General features: G+C 61.9%; 12 protein-coding genes. 8 read left to right on the forward strand and 4 right to left on the reverse strand.

What is annotated here, in order from left to right; all coding sequences use genetic code 11:
- Positions 1-30 precede the first annotated feature (30 nt).
- Positions 31-879, reverse strand: a complete 849-nt coding sequence (locus tag AC07OO_RS25075; protein WP_495084900.1) for a sigma-70 family RNA polymerase sigma factor — start codon at positions 877-879, stop codon at positions 31-33.
- 45 nt (positions 880-924) lie between these two features.
- On the opposite strand from AC07OO_RS25075, the gene AC07OO_RS25080 reads away from it, so the two are divergent.
- From AC07OO_RS25080 to AC07OO_RS25090, 3 genes are all read left to right on the forward strand, one after another.
- Positions 925-1,536: an ATP-dependent Clp protease proteolytic subunit gene (locus AC07OO_RS25080; RefSeq protein WP_495084901.1), complete on the forward strand. Its 612-nt coding sequence runs from the start codon at positions 925-927 to the stop codon at positions 1,534-1,536.
- A 100-nt stretch (positions 1,537-1,636) separates the two neighbouring features.
- Positions 1,637-1,930: a hypothetical protein gene (locus AC07OO_RS25085; RefSeq protein ID WP_495084902.1), complete on the forward strand. Its 294-nt coding sequence runs from the start codon at positions 1,637-1,639 to the stop codon at positions 1,928-1,930.
- A gap of 25 nt (positions 1,931-1,955) precedes the next feature.
- Positions 1,956-2,843 (forward strand): DMT family transporter, encoded by an 888-nt coding sequence (locus AC07OO_RS25090; protein ID WP_495084903.1) that lies wholly within the window; start codon positions 1,956-1,958, stop codon positions 2,841-2,843.
- Here AC07OO_RS25090 and AC07OO_RS25095 read toward each other — a convergent pair.
- A complete protein-coding gene (locus AC07OO_RS25095) occupies positions 2,795-3,754 on the reverse strand; it encodes a sensor domain-containing diguanylate cyclase (protein ID WP_495084904.1) in 960 nt (319 codons plus the stop codon). The two genes, AC07OO_RS25090 and AC07OO_RS25095, sit on opposite strands and share 49 nt — an antisense overlap.
- Positions 3,755-4,212: 458 nt before the next feature.
- Here AC07OO_RS25095 and AC07OO_RS25100 point away from each other — a divergent pair, with 458 nt between their 5' ends.
- A complete protein-coding gene (locus AC07OO_RS25100; RefSeq protein ID WP_495084905.1) occupies positions 4,213-6,078 on the forward strand; it encodes a sensor histidine kinase in 1,866 nt (621 codons plus the stop codon).
- Positions 6,071-7,417 carry a sigma-54-dependent transcriptional regulator gene (locus tag AC07OO_RS25105; protein ID WP_495084906.1) on the forward strand — a complete coding sequence of 449 codons (1,347 nt, stop codon included), beginning with the start codon at positions 6,071-6,073 and terminating at the stop codon, positions 7,415-7,417. Before AC07OO_RS25100 ends, AC07OO_RS25105 begins: the two co-directional genes overlap by 8 nt.
- A 97-nt stretch (positions 7,418-7,514) precedes the next feature.
- Here the strand turns inward: AC07OO_RS25105 and AC07OO_RS25110 are convergent, their stop codons facing one another.
- Positions 7,515-8,438, reverse strand: coding sequence for an amino acid ABC transporter substrate-binding protein (locus AC07OO_RS25110; protein ID WP_495084907.1), 924 nt, complete (start codon positions 8,436-8,438; stop codon positions 7,515-7,517).
- A 140-nt stretch (positions 8,439-8,578) separates the two neighbouring features.
- On the opposite strand from AC07OO_RS25110, the gene AC07OO_RS25115 reads away from it, so the two are divergent.
- The 3 genes from AC07OO_RS25115 to AC07OO_RS25125 all read left to right on the forward strand — a co-directional run bounded on the left by AC07OO_RS25115 (position 8,579) and on the right by AC07OO_RS25125 (position 12,561).
- The gene (locus tag AC07OO_RS25115; RefSeq protein WP_495084908.1) at positions 8,579-9,361 is read left to right on the forward strand and encodes an oxygen-binding di-iron domain-containing protein; all 783 of its coding nucleotides are present in this window, start codon (positions 8,579-8,581) and stop codon (positions 9,359-9,361) included.
- Between the two features lie 204 nt (positions 9,362-9,565).
- Positions 9,566-11,338, forward strand: a complete 1,773-nt coding sequence (locus AC07OO_RS25120) for a DUF885 domain-containing protein (protein WP_495084909.1) — start codon at positions 9,566-9,568, stop codon at positions 11,336-11,338.
- A gap of 80 nt (positions 11,339-11,418) precedes the next feature.
- Positions 11,419-12,561 carry a hypothetical protein gene (locus AC07OO_RS25125; RefSeq protein ID WP_495084910.1) on the forward strand — a complete coding sequence of 381 codons (1,143 nt, stop codon included), beginning with the start codon at positions 11,419-11,421 and terminating at the stop codon, positions 12,559-12,561.
- Between the two features lie 62 nt (positions 12,562-12,623).
- On the opposite strand, the gene AC07OO_RS25130 is transcribed toward AC07OO_RS25125, so the two are convergent.
- On the reverse strand, positions 12,624-14,720 hold the full coding sequence (locus tag AC07OO_RS25130) for an alpha/beta hydrolase family protein (RefSeq protein WP_495084911.1): 2,097 nt from the start codon (positions 14,718-14,720) through the stop codon (positions 12,624-12,626).
- Positions 14,721-14,985 lie beyond the last annotated feature (265 nt).

Raw genomic sequence — 14,985 nt, forward strand, 5'->3', positions numbered from 1 at the left:
GTGAGGTTCTACGAGGGCTGAGTACACTTTTTACTGAAGTGCACCAGCTTCCAGGTCGCAGGCGGGGCGCACGCCCAGTGGCACCACACATAGCTGGATGCCATCCAGCGTGAGCACCAAGCCCAGTTGCCCGCCCACCTGCACAACGCCACTGCGGGTGGTGGCATGCGATGTGGATGCGGCCCCAGTAGCTGCTGCGGGGATACTGCATGCCACCGCGCTAATGGGCGGATTGCGCAGCATGGCCCACAGGGTTTGGGGATCGCGCAACTGCAGGGACTGCAGGTACAGGCGAAAGACGGTGTCCTCCGTCGGATCGGGCTGTGAGGAGCCCTCCGGTGTGCCACGCGCCTGCCGCAGCCTTAAGAGGGTCCGGCGCAACTGCTGCCTGCTTGCGGCTTCGGATCGGCCACCAGCCTCTGCGATCTCGGCATGGCCCACTTCAAACACCGCGTGTAAGAGAAGGGCGGCTCCATCTTCCGGCGCCAGATGGGCTGCCAGCAGGCGCAGGGCGCGGATGGCCTGTTGGGTCAGCGCGGCGTCTGCTTCGGCTGAGGGAGCGGCTTCCGTTGTGCCGGCGGCGCTCATCTCTGCCAGCCACTGCTGCATCCAGTTGCGGCGGCGCAGGTGGTCTATGGCCAGATTGCGCACCACGGTCAGCAGCCAGGCCTGGGTGGAGTTGAGTTCACGCTGCTCGCCTTCCAGCGCACGCACATAGGCGTCTTGCACCGCATCCTCCGCGTCCGAAGGGCCAAGCAGGCGGGTGGCGGCGCGCACGAGATGGCGGTGGTCGCGTTCGGGGTTGGGCAGGGTGGGCGGGTGTGCGTCGTACATACCGGCATGGTGCCACAGCGTGGCGATGGATGGGGTGTCACACAAACCACGTCTCGTTCGTCATAGCAGTTCAACCACAAGGAAGCCACTATGGACACCCCAGACAACACCTCCGCACCGCCTGCCAACACCGCCGATCCGCGCACGACCTCTTATCTGGAGGAGAAGGCCTTCAAGGCACGCACGCTATTGATCTTCGGCACCGTGACCGATGTGATGGCTGCTGACGTAACGCGCCGCCTCATCGCACTGGACGCCGATAGTGCAGACCCCATTGACGTGCTGGTGAGTTCGCCGGGCGGCCACCTGGAGTCCGGCGATGCCATCCACGACATGCTGCGCTTCATTGCTGCACCGGTGAACATGATCGGCACCGGCTGGGTCGGCAGCGCGGCCACACACCTGTATCTGGCCGTGCCGCGCGAGCGGCGCTACTGCCTGCCCAACACGCGTTTTCTGATCCACCAGCCCAGCGGCGGCTCCGGCGGGCCAGCCAGCGACATCGCCATCCAGGCCCGGGAGATCATGAAGGCCCGCGAGCGCATTGCCCGCACCATCGCACGCGAGACTGGCAAGTCGCTGGAGGTCGTCCTGGCCGACATCGAACGGGACCGCTGGCTGTCTGCCGAGGAGGCGGTGGAGTATGGGCTGGTGTCGCGCATCATTGAGCGCAAGACCGAGCTCAGAGGGACTTGTGTTTAGTAGGTAGGAAGTACGGGTCTTTGATTTGCACGCGATGCATCTGTAGGGTGCCGCGTGCAGGCAAAATATCGGCCAAGACCGCATAGACCAAAGGGAAGATATGAACAAGCTGTTAGTGAGCCTCGTCGTCGTTGTGTTCGGCACTGCGATGGGGAATGTGCAGGCCCAGGGCAACGCACTGTGGCGTGCCGAGCAATCGTGCCTGAAGATTCCCACGCCGGACGCGCGGGCGGCGTGTGAGAAGCAGGCCAAGGAAGACAAAGCGGCCTTTGACAAGGAAATGAAGCTGAAGGCGAACGCCCAGGCCGCACAAGACGCCGGCTCCACGTCGGCCAAGAAAAACGAACTGTGCTTCAAGCGCGAATCCACGGGCGAGACGGTTTGCCCCAACTAGCAGCTGCGTGTGCGGGGCCACGCACATGAACTTCAATCTGGCCATTCTGCTGCTTGTCACGCTGGTCTGGGGTACGACCTTTCCGCTATTGAAGACGGCGGCCAGCACCCTGAGTGGGGTCGAAATCTCGGGCATCCGCTTTGCGCTGGCGGCCATCTGCATGGCCCCGTTCATGCGCAAGGTGCCTTGGCGTACCTGGCTGGATGGTGCTCTACTGGGTGCGCTGGCCCTGGTGTCCTACGTGTCGCAGGCCTTTGGCATGCAGTACATCTCTTCCAACCGCAGCGCTTTCCTGACCAGTCTGGCGGTGCTGATGGTGCCCTTGCTGGGCCTGTTCTGGGGCGCAAAACTGTCGGCCATCACCTTGGGTGCAGCGCTATTGGCCTGCGTGGGGATTGGCTTCATGTCTTGGGAGGGCGGCGCGCACGTGGTGGGCGATAGTGCGACGGTGTTGTGTGCCTTGGCCTACGCGCTGTATGTGATTGTGCTGTCGCAGCGCGCCAACGGCCATGACTCGCGCCAACTGACTGCCACCCAAATTGCATTCATGGCGGTATTTGCCAGTGTCTGGATTGGTTGTGCGGGTGTTGCAGACCACACGCTGGACACGCTGGTTGTGCGCTTGACGCCACACTGGCTGCCGCTGCTGTACCTGGGTGTCATCGCCACCGCCGGCATGCTGCTGTTGCAGGCCATCGCGCAGCGCCATGTGCCTGCCGACAAGGCATCGGTCATCTATGCGATGGAGCCGGTGTTCGCAGCATTGTTCGGATGGATCTGGCTGAGCGAAGTGCTCAGCACCCGCGCGGCTTTCGGCGGGGCCTTGGTAGTGGTGGCGGTCTTGCTCAGTGAGCTGAAGCCGGGTCAGGCGTCTTGCACCTCGTGCTCCATGGCGCCAAACTCGAAAGAGTAGATGCAATCGCCACCGGCCTGTTTGGCGTTGTAGGTCACCAGCTCCGCACGGTCGATCAGCACATCGGTGCTGATGTCTTGCGTGCCGATCAGGCAATGCCCCATGCTGACCGAAAGGCAGACCTCCGTGCCGTTGATGTCGAATGCGTCGGCAAAGCTGTCGCGAACGCCGCTGGCAAGCCGGTGGGCATTGGCCCCCGCTTCATCGACATCGGAACCCAGGTCTTCCAGGACCATCACAAACTTGTCGGCAAACAGCCGGGCTATCGCCACGTTGGTGCCCAGGGTGTGGCTCAGGCGGCGTGCGGACTGTTGCAGGATCATGTCTCCGGCCAGGTGGCCCAGGCGCACGTTGTAGCTCTTGAAATCATCCAGGTCCAGCAGCAGTACGGCTGCATACGCCTGCTGTTCGCGGCATTTGTCTATCGCGCGCTGCAGGCTGATCAGCAGCGAGGAGCGGTTCTTCAGCCCGGTCAAGGAATCCGCAAAACTGAGGTTGATGATCTTCTTCTGCAAAGCTTTCTTCGCACTGAGATCATTGAAGGTGGCGATGTAGTGCGTCACGCGATCGTGCGCATCAACGATGGCTTTGACCCGGAGTTTTGCGGAGTAGGCCTCTCCATTTTTCTTGCGCCCCAGCACTTCGTCGTTCCAGCCGCGCTCGCGCAGCAGATGTTCGTGGATGTCGCAGAGGATGGAAGACTTGTGGCCCACGGCTTCGCGTTTGCTGTAGCCGGTGATGCGGGTGAAGGAGTTGTTGACCTTCAGCGTTCGCAACTCGGCGTCCGTTACGACAACGCCTTCAAAGGATTCAAAGGTCACGTCGGCAACGCAGCGGTCCAGATCGGTGAGCGCAGATCCGTCGCTTTGCGACGGCGAGGCAGGCAGGTTGACGAGCTCTTGCAAACTCAAGCTGGGTAACGCGGGGGCTGTGTGCTGCCGATCCGATAGCTTCGCACCTATGGCCTTGCTTGTGGCTGACCTGGGTTTGAATACGGTTGCTGGTGTGCGCTGGGTTGAGGTGTCCGTTGATTCCATGCAATGTCCTGCTGACGGTGTGTAGAAAAGTAGCTGACTATTGAGCACGGAACATGCCAGTTACGAAGCAAGCACAAGACTTGCAAGCCCTTGATTTGTAAGCAAATATTGGCCTGGCAGTGTGTGTGCGCGGTCAATTTGTGCGGCGTTTTACACAAGCCCGGTTTGTGGTGTGCGGGCTTCTACACGCAAGGCAAATCGGTGCCCAAAATAATTTTTGAGGGGCGCACGGAAGGCAGCAGCCCTGCGCCAATTTGGGGTGATACTGCGCGCAATGCAACCGTGAACCTCACCGAAAGTGGGCGCTTGGCGGTTGTGTATTTGTCCACACCATGTACGGCCCTCCCTCACAAAAACGCCATCCATTTTTCCCGCGCAGGTTGCGCGCGGCGGCCATTTGGTCGAGCTTGGTGCTGGCCGTGGTGGCCAGCGTGGTCATGGCCTATACCTGGAGTGAGCGCGTAGGGTTTGAGCAATTGGACGACGTGGCCAATCGCCAACTGGACCTTTACGCGTCGACCTTGGAAAGCGAGTTGGGCAAACATGCCTACCTGCCCAGCCTGATCGAAACGGACCCCGACATCGCAGCCTTATTTGAAACGCCTGGCAATCTGGTGGCACGCGCACGCGCCAGCCGCAAGCTTGCGAGCATCAAGGTCCGCTCCAGCGCCATCACGACCTTTGCGCTGAGCCCGGTGGGGTCTCTGCTGGCGTCCAGCGATGGCTACCGCACCAGTGCCAACGATGCGGACGCATTGACCTTGCCGCCCTTGTTTGCGCAGGCCCTGCAGGGAGAGCGCTCCCAGTTCTTTATTGCCAACTCGGACAATGGCGCGTCCGAGTATTACTTCACCGAAACTGTGCGGCAGGAGATGCGCATCCTGGGCGTGGTGGGTGTCAAGGTCAGCCTGGACCCGCTGGAATCCACCTGGATTGATCTGGGCGTGCGCTCCGAAAGTGAAAAGTTGCTGGTGCTGGATGAAGATGGCGTGGCCATCATGTCGTCGGTGCGCCAGTGGAAGTACCGGTCCGTCAACGCTGAAGGGCTGGGCGTGGCCACCAAGCTGCGCCACCCGGAAAAATACCCAAGGCAAACGGTCCATCCGCTGCATATGGTGGTGGAGAAGCTGGGCACGCGCGGCACGCGCTTGGTCCGCATCGCCGGGCCGGACGGCCAGGTAAGTCTGTACCTGGCGCAAGAGCGCACGATTCCACTCCTGGGCTGGCACGTGCTGGTCTTGTCGGACCCGCACAGCGTGTGGCGCAATGCCCGTTACGCCGCCTGGGGCTCGGGCGCCTTTGTCGCGTTCCTGGGCCTGCTGATTCTGTACATTGGGCAACGCCGCAAGGCCTTGCACCAGATATCGTCCGCGCGCAACGCGCTGCAGGATGCGAACGCCCAATTGGAAAACAAAGTAGACGAACGCACCCATGAGTTGCGCTTGGCCAATGAGGAGCTGGTCAGTGAAATGCAGGAGCGCCAATTGGCGCAGGATGAGCTGGTCCAGGCCGGTAAGCTGGCGGTGTTGGGGCAAATGTCGGCCGGCATCTCGCACGAAATCAACCAGCCCCTGACGGCGCTGCGGGCGTTGGCCAAAAACACCGCTTTATTGTTAGCCGCTGGGCGCATGACCGACGTGGACGAAAACCTCAAGGCCATCGGTGAGGTCACGGAGCGCATGGGCAGCATCACGGCGCAGTTGAAATCATTTGCGCGCAGATCCGAAGGCGTGTACCAGCCGGTTGCGCTGGTGAGCACCGTCCAATATATGCAGCGCTTGTTGGAGCACCGCATCCGTGCCGAAGATGTGCGCGTGGACGTGGACATACCCGCAGGGCTGCTGGTTTGCTGTGACTCCAATCGGCTGGAGCAGGTGCTGATCAACCTGGCGGGCAATGCCATAGACGCCATGCGGGGCAAGCCCGTGCGTTTGCTTACCGTGCATGCGCGGCCAGACGGAGACCGTGTGCGGGTCCGCGTCGAAGACACGGGTGGTGGCATGTCCGATGAATTGCTGGCGCGCTTGTTCGAGCCCTTTTTCACCACCAAGGCCAGCGGCGAAGGGCTGGGCTTGGGGCTGGTGATTTCGTTCAACATCGTGCGCGAATTTGGCGGTACGCTGCGCGCTAGCAGGGGTAGCCAGGGCTTGGTATTCGATTTCGATCTGGCGCTCGCGCAGGGAGAGAACCATGTTTGAGGGTTTCAAGGTTGTGTTTGTGGAGGACGACGCTACGGTGCGGCGCAGCCTGGCCCAGACACTGGAGTTGACCGGCATCGAGGTGGTGGCCTGCGATTCCGCAGAGGCCGCACTGCCGCACCTGTGGGTAGGCCTGCAAGGCATTGTTATCAGCGACATTCAGCTGCCGGGCATGACGGGCCTGCAATTGCTGGAGCAGGTGGGCGGCATCAACCCTGCGATACCGGTCATCTTGATCACCGCCCATGGCGATGTGGCGATGGCAGTGCAGGCCATGCGCGCCGGTGCCTATGACTTTCTGGAAAAGCCGTTCTCACCCGAGCGCTTTGTAGAGACCGCGCAGCGGGCCATGGAAAAGCGCATGCTGAGCATGGCCGTCGAAGACTTGCGCGCCCAACTGCAGCAAAAGAATGGGATTGACGTCGCGCTGCTCGGCAACTCCGCGGCCATGGTTCGGGTGCGGGAGCAGGTGCTGAAGCTGGCCGCCACATCCGCCGATGTGATGATCGTCGGTGAAACCGGCACCGGCAAGGAACTGGTGGCGCGCTGCCTGCATGATTTCAGCAAGCGCCGGGACCGGCATTTTGTTGCGCTCAATTGCGGTGGGCTGCCCGACACGCTGTTCGAGAGCGAGCTGTTTGGTCACGAAGCGGGGGCCTTCACCACGGCCAGCAAACGGCGCATCGGCAAGATCGAACACGCCAATGGCGGCACCTTGTTGCTCGATGAGATTGAAAGCATGCCGCTGCTGTTCCAGGTCAAGCTGTTGCGTGTCTTGCAAGAGCGAAAGGTGGAGCGCCTAGGCTCCAACGAAGAAGTGCGCGTGGATCTGCGCGTTATCGCGGCAACCAAGAGCGACCTCTTGGCACTGAGCCGCGAGCAAAAGTTTCGCAGCGACCTGTACTACCGATTGAACGTGGCGGTGCTGCAGTTGCCACCTTTGCGGGAGCGCAAGGAAGATGTACCACTGCTGTTTGAGCATTTCGTGGCGCAGGCTGCCCAGCGCTATGGATGTGAGGTGCCCCAGCTGACCGGTCCCCGCATGCAAGACCTGTTGGCCCACGACTGGCCCGGCAATGTGCGCGAGGTCCGCAATGTGGCGGACCGTTTTGTGCTGGAGCTGCCGCAGGCGGGTGAGGGGGCTGCGGCGGTTGCGGAAGAAGCCCGCGCATCGACCCTGGTGCAACAGATGGACGAGGTTGAAAAAGTGCTGATTGAGCAGGCCCTGCGCGAGCACAAAGGCCGCCCTGTGGCCGTGGCGCAGGCCCTGGGCATTGCCAAGAAGACGCTGTACGACAAGCTGCACCGGCACGGGCTGTCCATCGATAGCTACCGCTAGCGCGGGGCGGTTTTGCCGCCGGGCCGCCCCAAGGCGAAACACGGCCCCCTCGGGGGGCAGGGCGCCACACGCAGTAGGCAACCGTGGGGGCAAATTACTACTCGTAATGCTTGGGGTCGCTGGAGTCGCTGGGCGCCGCAATGGCGCGCTTGAGCGCCGCACTCATCGGCAGTTGCAGGTTGATGCCCTTGGGCGGGATGGGTGACTGGAACCATTTGTCGTAAATGGTGTAAATCTCGCCGCTGCGGAACAGGCCGATTAGCACGTCGTCCACCAGTTGCTTGAACACGGTGTCGTCTTTGCTCATCGCAATGCCATAGGGCTCGATGGACAGGCTCTCGTCAGATATGGCGTAGTCGGCCGGATTTTTGGCGTTGACGATCAAACTGCGCAACAACACATCGTCCATCGCGTAGGCGACCGCGCGGTCGGTCTCCACCATCTGGAAGGAATCTGCATCTTCCAGGCCGGCCAGAATTTTCATGTCCAGCTTGCGCGCCTGGTTGACCTCTTGCAGATAGCGGATGCTGGTGGTGCCCACGGTGGACGCGACCGGCTTACCCTGCAGGTCCCGCAGCGACTGGATGTCGGACGACTTCTTGGCCAGCAAGCGGCTGACCGCGACGAAGGTGGTGACGGAAAAGGCCTGGCTCTTCTGCCGCTCTTGTGTGTTGGTGGTGACGCCGCATTCCAGGTTCAACGTGCCGTTGACCACCAGGGGAATGCGTGTGGCCGATGTCACCGGCATCAGCTTGACCTGCAGGTTGCGCAGCTTCAGCCGCTGCTTGACCACATCCACCACGCGGTAGCACAGGTCCATGGAGTAGCCAATGGGGTTGAGCTTTTCATCCAGATAGGAAAAGGGCACCGAACCCACGCGGTAGCCCAGCACGATGACGCCCGTTTGCTCGATCTTGTTCAGGGTCGACGAACCCTGGGCCCAGGCGCTGGACGCGAACAGTACGGCAGCGCACGGCAGCGCCGCCGCCCAACGGAGAAGTGCCGAGGCTTTGCGTTTCATCGGCGGGATGCTAGCACGCGGGTCCCAAGTGCCCGTAAAGCGTGGGTGTTGACCTAGGTCAAGTCGCTATTCAAGCAGCGATCCTATAGTCGGGCTCTCTCTATTTTGGCGGTGCACTGCACCGTTCACCCGCTATCCCCATGCCCATTGAACTGTACCGTGACGCCCACCATGCCTGCCTGATGTTTACCGATCTGATTGATGGCGATGCGCAAGCGGTGCAGTCCAATCAGTTTTTGATCATCGATCACGGCACCGGCGCCATCATCGATCCGGGTGGCAACCTGGCGTTCAACGAATTGTTCATGGGGCTTAGCCGCCACTTCAGCCCGCAAAACCTGAGCTACCTGTTCGCCTCGCACGCCGACCCGGACATCATCGCTTCGCTGGACCGCTGGATGACGTCCACCCCTGCCAAGCTGGTGATCTCACGCGTGTGGGAGCGGTTCGCTCCGCACTTCACCAAGGTGGGCAAGACCGACAACCGCATCATCGGCGTGCCCGACCAGGGCGGGCGCCTGCCGCTGGGTGCGAATGAGCTGTGGGTGCTGCCCGCGCACTTTCTGCATTCCGAGGGCAATTTCCATTTCTACGATCCGGTCAGCCGCATCCTGTTCACCGGAGACTTGGGCGTGTCCCTGACCAGCGGCCAGGAGGCGCAGACACCCGTAACCAGCCTGGCTGCCAGCATTCCCCGCATGGTGGGTTTTCACAAGCGCTACATGGTGTGCAACAAGGTGCTGCGTCTGTGGGTCAACATGGCCAGCAAGCTGGACATCAGCATGCTGGTGCCCCAGCACGGAGCGCCCATCACCGGCCCGGCGATTGCCGAGTTCTTTGACTGGGCGGAGAACCTGTACTGCGGCGTGGACCTGTTTGACGAGCGCAACTACCAACTGCCGGAAGGCCGTCTGGTGGTTTGACGGCCTTGGCTACAGTCTCATCCAGTAATGCGCTCCTAATTTGGTAGCGTTGCCGTTATATTCGACGGGGGCTAGCGGCTGAATTTTTATAAGCGTTTCCGGCTGGCGGCCCGAATGTCCGCCTCATCAGCTCTGAGGCTGCGATACTCCAGGAACCCGGTCGAATTCCCGGCCCATTCCCCCCAATCGTCTGGAGTCCCTTGCATGCGTCGTGTGTTCTGTGCCCTGTTGATGGCGGCCCTTTCGGCGGCCGCGTTTGCCAAGCCGTCGGAGAGCGAGCGTTTCAACCAATGGCTGGACACCCAGTGGGAAGAAACCCTGCAGCGCGATCCTATTCTGGCCACCTCTTTGGGTGATCCGCGCTACAACGCCCGTCTGGTCGACGAGACCACGGCCGCATGGCGGGCTGAGCACAAACGCTACCTGCAGCGCCAACTCCAGCAGCTCAAGGGCTTCAATCCCAAAGCCTTGGGCGACAAAGACCGGCTGTCCTACGGCATCCTGAAGCGCGATGTGGAAGAGGCCCTGTCGGCCGAGCGTTTTCCCGAATGGATGTTGCCCATCAGCCAGACGGGCGGCCTGCCCAGTTTTATGGCGCGCCTGGGCTCGGGCAAGTCGTTGCAGCCGTTTCGCACCACCCAGGACTATGACGATTGGATGCAACGCCTGAGCCTGGCCGTGCCCATGGTGGACGGCATGATCGCCAATATGCGGGTGGGCCTATCCAAGGGCGTGACACAACCGCGTGCCGTGGTGGACAAGGTGTTGCCGCAGCTTGCGGCCCTGATCGTTGCGGACCCGGAGCAAAGCATTTTCTGGGGGGCTATCCAGGCCTTCCCCGACGCGGTGCCCGCCGCCGATCGCACGCGGATTGCGGCCCAGATGCGTGCCTTGCTGACAGACAAGGTCATGCCCGCGTACCAGCGCCTGCACGTGTTCATGCGCGATGTCTACCTGCCCCAGGCGCGCGCCAGCACAGCCTGGTCGGACCTGCCCGATGGCAAGGCCTGGTATGCGCAGCGTGTGCGGGCCAGCACCACGACCACGCTGTCGCCCGATGCCATCCACACCCTGGGCTTGCAAGAGGTGGGGCGCATCCTGGCGGAGATGGAGGGCGTGCGCCGCGAGGTGCGGTTTGATGGCGACCTGAAGGCTTTCTTCAAGCACTTGCAGGACGAGCCCCGCTACTACTACCAAAAGCCCGAAGACCTGCTGGCCGGTTACCGCAGCCTGCAGACCCGCATCAATGGTCTGCTGCCCAAGCTGTTCGACATAGCGCCCAAAGCCGACTACGAGGTGCGTGAGGTCGAGGCCTTCCGCGCCCAGAGCGCGGCCGGTGCGATGTACGAAGCGCCCTCGGCCGACGGCTCGCGCCCTGGCGTCTTCTACGTCAACACCTTCAACCTGAATGCACAGCCCATCTTTGGTATGGAGACCCTGTCCTTGCACGAGGCCTCGCCGGGTCACCACTTCCAGGTGGCCATCGCGCAGGAAGATACGGCTTTGCCCAAGTTCCGGCGCTTCAACACCCATTACGTGGCCTTTGTGGAGGGCTGGGCGCTGTATGCGGAGAGTCTGGGCAAGGAGTTGGGGTTGTTCACTGACCCCTACCAGTGGTACGGCCGGTTGTCCGACGAGCAATTGCGCGCCATGCGCCTGGTGGTGGATACCGGCCTGCATGCCAAGGGCTGGAGCCGCCAGCAGGCCATCGACTACATGTTGGCGAATTCTTCGATGGCGGAGAGTGATGTGGTGTCCGAGGTGGAGCGCTACATCGCCCGCCCGGGCCAGGCCCTGGGCTACAAGATCGGCCAGCTTGAGATCAGCCGCCTGCGGCGCGAAGCCGAGGCTGCCTTGGGCGCGCGTTTCGACGTGAAGCGCTTCCACCGCCTGGTGTTGACTGGGGGTCAGTTGCCGATGAGCGTCTTGCGTGCCAGCGTCATGGACTGGGTGCAGGCCGAAAAGGCCCGGCGCTGAAAGGCCCTGCGCAGCTAAGACCTGTTGCGCGAACTGCGATACTTTGCCCGTAGAAAGTAAGAGCCCAACTCCGCACCCCCATGCTGCTATTTGACGCCACCCATCGCACCCTCAGACCCGTAGTTGCCCAACTTCAGCAGGCTGGCCGCAAAGGCCGCAGTGCCGCGCTGTACAACGAATGCCTGGCCGCGTTGCAACAGGCCCGCGACATGGGCGACGACGCCGCCCTGGTGCTGATTGCACAGACCTTTGGCCTGGTCATTGACCAAGACGGCTATTCGGACGCCTCCATCGCCTGGCTGCAGGAGGCTGTGGAATGCGCCAAGCGCTGTGGTGAGTTTGGCGAGCAGTCCCACATGCTGTACCTGATAGGCCGCGCCTACTACTCGCGGGCAGAGTATGGCGTTGCCATGGGCTATTGGACTGAGGGCATGGATGTCGCCAAGCGCGACGGCGACCGCATCAGCTGGAGCTGGTGCAAGCTGGGCATAGGCCAGATTTGCGATGCGCTGGATGCACCGGCCATGGCCGTCAAGATGTTCTCGGACCTGGGCGCCAACCTGGCCAAGCTGGACAGCTCCACGCAGCGTCTGCCGCTGACCCAGTGGGCGCGCTTTGACTTGCGTTTGCGCGAGCTCAAGGCCGTCAACACCGTCAATCTGGGCGTCAACCAGATGCATGTAGGCCAGTACGACGACGCGCTGGTCAGCCTGCGCCAGGGCCAGACCATGGCGCAGGCCCAGCAGATGGAAGACATTGCCAGCGAATGCCTGGTGCGCATCGCCGAAGTAGCCGCCTTGCAAGGGCAGCCTGAGCGTGCGCTGGAGTTGCTGGTGCCGGCGCAGCGCGCACTGAAGGCCTGCGCGCACGTGTGGGGTTTGGCGACGCTGTTCCTGCTGCGCGCCCAATGCCAGTTGGCACTAGGTCAATTGACCGAGGCCGGTGCGTCCATCGTGTCGGCTCGGCAGGCCGCGCAGAAGGCCAACGCCAAGCACATTGCGCTGCGCATCGAGCGCGAGAACGCACTGATCGCCGAGAAGGCGGGTGACTTGGCCCAGGCGCTGGAGTCGCTGAAGACGGCGGCCGTGCTGCAGACCGAGCTGGAGAAGGGCAGCAAGGCACATCTGCTGCGCCATTTGCAAACCCTGGCCGAGCAGAGCGCCACCACGGACCGTGAGTTGCCCGGTTTCTCCATGGGCGTGCGGCGCAAGCTGCTGCAGTGAAGTCGTTGCTATGTATTTGGAAGCGTAATACGTCCAGTTGACGAGGGCTAGCGGGTGTTTTGTTAAGGCTTCGTCGTATTGGTAGCGGTTGTTGGCGCATCCGGCGCCAACAGGTGCTTGGCCAGAAAGGCCTCCATGCGTTGGGCAAAGTCCAGGCGCGTTTCCAGCTTGCCCCATCCATGGCCCTCGCCGGCATAGGTGACCCAGTCCGGATCGCGATTGAGCTTTTGGAGCGCATCGCGCAAGCGGGTACCGTGGGCCAAGGGGACGCGCCGATCGCCTTCCCCGTAGGCCAGCATCAGCGGGGCCCTGATTTCCGACGCCAGCAATACGGGGGAGTTGTTGGCCAGCAGGTCCGCATCTTTGTCTGCGCTGCCCACCAATTCAGGAATCGCGTATTTGCGACTGATTTCACCGATGTCGTCACCCACCCACCAATTTCCATGGGCGTAGAGCTGGAGATCCGTGACTGCAACCCAAGCCACCCCGCACCGGTATAAGGAAGGGTGCCGAATAAGGCCCATCAGGGCACTGTAACCCCCATAACTTGCACCGGCAATGCAGGCACGGTCACTGGCAATACCTTGTTTCTGTGCCCACAGCAAGGCGTCGGCCACATCGTTCTGCATGGCCTGGCCCCATTGTTTCCAGCCCGCCTTGAAGTGCGCCGCACCGTATCCGGTCGTACCGCGAAAATCGGGTTCGATGACCAAGTAGCCCCGTGACGCCAGGAACTGTGACATGGGATCCCAGTGCCAGGTTTTGCCGGGCACCCAGGGCCCACCATGCACCAGCACCACGGTGGGGGCCGCCTTGCCGGGGGCCAGCCCCTGTGGCGACGTGATCCAAAGCGGAAGGTCGCGGCCATCGCGTGCTTTGATGCGCTGAAAGCCAACACTTGCCATGCTGTTTGGGTCAACTCCAGCGCGAATGGCGGCTATGCCTTGCCATTGCTGCTGGCCTGGGCCAGGGTTGGGGCGGTAGATCAGCAATCGCCCAGGGTCGCGGTCGGAGGATGAACGGATGAGAACAACCGCACCCGGCTCATCGCACTGACGGCAGCCGATTCGGTTGATGCGGCCGGGCAGCTTTTCATCTACAACGGTCTGGATGCGCTTGCGCGTTTCGTCCAGCCAGACGGTCGTTTCAGAGTCGGTCGTTACGCGGACACCTTGCGCTGCGCCGGAACCCCGCTCCAGAATGAGTTGCCCCCTGAAGTCAAACCCTGGCGTGGTCACCAGTGGCTTGGCAACGGGCGCGTTTTTTTCGAAGTCGTAGCGTGTCAATACGCGCAAGCGGTCAACCCCTTGGCTGCGCGTGACATACAAATTCCCGGCATCGTCCACGGTATGGGGGGAGAAGGGCATGAACAGGGCATCGCCTTCAACCAGCTTGCGCCACTCTGTCTCACCCGGTCCACGCCAGTAGATGGCTTCGCGGTTGTTGGTGCGGGTGATGGCAATGCGGGGTTCCCCGTTGCTGTCAAACTTCCATGCCGTGACGCCATGCGGTGCGTTGAAACCGGGGTTGCGCGTGCGGCCCGTGGCAACATTCAGAACCAATGGGGCGATATTGGCGCTGTCACTGTCTGCGTTGTCCTGCAGCTTGCCAATGATGACTTCATCATTGGGTTTGCCCGGTCGCGGAAAGGGGATGCTCAGCAGGATGTGATTCCATTCCAGTGCATTGCTGGCCCCACTGCCCGCTACGACGCGCGACGATTTCCGGTTGATGAGCGAACGCAAATGGGTTCCGTCGGCCCCGACTATGAACAGGCCAGGCGCGCCGTTGGGGCGGCCACTTCCTTCTGCATAGTCCACCGCACTGAAGAGCAGGCGCTCGTCGTCCAGCCATTCGACGTGACGCACGTCTGCATTGCTGAAATACGCCGCCTGGGTCGCCTGCGTATTCTGGGTCAGGTCATATACGTACAGCGCAAAGCGCTTGCCGCCCTGGGCCGTGGTCAGGGCCAGGCGCTTTCCGTTGGGCGACAAAATGGCTTCGCCGATGTCGGCGTCTCGGAAAAATACCTCGGCGGGAATGGTTTTGGGGGCTGCATCCACCTGTGCGAAAGCACCCTGGGTGGTTGTGGCAAGTACCCAGAGCGCCACTACTGCGGCCCAGTAGCGGAACCCTGAAGCGGTTGGCTTCAAAAACATTCTTCTCTCCCTATTTGATGCTTGATGCGATTCACGGATCGCAACTGTAGCCGGTAGCGTGTGCAAAGCTGTTGACAAGAGGTATGAAGCGCAACGCATCTGCGGCGAAGACGGGGGCTCGATGCAATAGTGGCCCTTACAAATGAAACGAGGGCCAAAAGCCCTCGTTGCACGCTGTCTGCGCCCTGCCATCCCCCGCCCTGTGCGTCCGCTCAAACCATTAAAACGGCCGCCGCAAGAAGGTGATTGCCTGGGGCGCACAGCC

This window comes from Rhodoferax sp. GW821-FHT07G04 (genome assembly GCF_059418585.1).